2 pseudogenes are annotated in these 1,666 nt (G+C 67.3%); one reads left to right on the top strand and one right to left on the bottom strand.

Annotation, left to right across the window (positions count from 1 at the left end):
- Positions 1-126 (bottom strand): annotated as a pseudogene (locus G3N98_RS40115) (phosphate-starvation-inducible PsiE family protein); the annotation flags it as partial.
- 2 nt (positions 127-128) lie between these two features.
- Between G3N98_RS40115 and G3N98_RS39210 the strand changes: the two are divergent.
- Positions 129-1,666: pseudogene (locus tag G3N98_RS39210) on the top strand (catalase); the annotation flags it as partial.

Genomic DNA, 1,666 nt, shown 5'->3' on the forward strand with positions numbered 1-1,666 from the left:
GACCGTCGTCATCAGCATCCGCTCGGGGCTGTCGGTTGCGCCGCGCAGTATCAGGTCGCGCGCGAGCGACGTCATCGCAATGAACAGCGGAAACCGCACGGGCAAGCGGCCAAGCCGCAGGTAGCGCGAAATCGCGCCAGCTCGACGAGCACCGTTCGCGGCCCGACCACGAGGCGCTGCGCACCAACCAGGGCGTGCGGATCGCCGACAACCAGAACACGTTGCGCGGCGGCCCGCGCGGCCCGTCGCTGCTCGAAGACTTCATCATGCGCGAGAAGATCACGCATTTCGATCACGAGCGCATTCCGGAGCGCGTGGTGCATGCGCGCGGCTCGGCCGCGCACGGCGTGTTCCGCGTGTACGAGCCGATGGCCGACTACACGAAGGCCGCGTTCCTGCAGGACCCGGCCGCCGAAACGCCGGTGTACGTGCGGTTCTCGACGGTGCAGGGGCCGCGCGGCTCGGCCGATACCGTGCGCGACGTGCGGGGCTTCGCGGTGAAGTTCTATACCGAAGAGGGCAACTACGACCTCGTCGGCAACAACATGCCGGTGTTCTTCATCCAGGATGCGATCAAGTTTCCCGACTTCGTGCATGCGGTGAAGCCCGAGGCGCCGAACGAGATGCCGACCGGCGCGTCCGCGCACGACACGTTCTGGGATTTCGTGTCGCTGGTGCCGGAAACCACCCACATGGTGCTGTGGCTGATGTCCGACCGCGCGCTGCCCGCGAGCTTCCGCGCGATGGACGGTTTCGGCGTGCACACGTTCCGCTTCGTGAACGCGGCCGGCGCCGAGCGTTTCGTGAAGTTCCACTGGCGGCCCGTGAGCGGCGCGTATTCGCTGCTGTGGGACGAGGCGCAGCGGATTGCCGGCCATGACCCGGACTTCAACCGGCGCGACTTGTGGATGGCGATCGAGCGCGGCGACTATCCGGAGTTCGAACTCGGCGTGCAGATGATCGATCCGGCCGATGCCGGCAAGTTCGACTTCGACCTGCTCGACCCGACCAAGCTGGTGCCGGAAGAGTTGGTGCCGGTGCGGCCCATCGGCCGGATGACGTTGAACCGCAATCCCGACAACTTCTTCGCGGAGACCGAGCAGGTCGCGTTTCATCCGGGGCATGTGGTGCCCGGCATCGACTTCACGAACGATCCGCTGCTGCAGGGGCGCCTGTTCTCGTACACCGATACGCAATTGAGCCGGCTCGGCGGCCCGAACTTTCACGAGATCCCGATCAACCGGCCGGTGTGCCCGTTCGCGAACAACCAGCGCGATGCGATGCACCGGCAGACGATCAACGTCGGGCAGGCATCGTACGAACCGAATTCGACGAGCGGCGGCTGGCCGCGCGAGACGCCGCCCGCGCCGGCCGGCGGCGGCTTCGAGACCGTGCACGAGACGCTCGAAGGCGACAAGGTGCGCGTGCGCAGCGAGACGTTCGCCGATCATTTCTCGCAGGCCGCGCTGTTCTACCAGAGCATGACCGAGATCGAGCAGCGGCATATCCGCGACGCCTACTGCTTCGAGCTCGGCAAGGTGACGCAGCCGCACATTCGAGAGCGGGTGGTCAACGACATCATCGCCCGCTTCGACGCCGGGCTGGCCGCGCAGGTGGCCGAACGGCTCGGGCTGCCCGCGCCGCACGGGGGCGCGACGCCGGCGGT

This window comes from Burkholderia sp. Tr-20390, assembly GCF_017104595.1.
Lineage (GTDB): Bacteria > Pseudomonadota > Gammaproteobacteria > Burkholderiales > Burkholderiaceae > Burkholderia.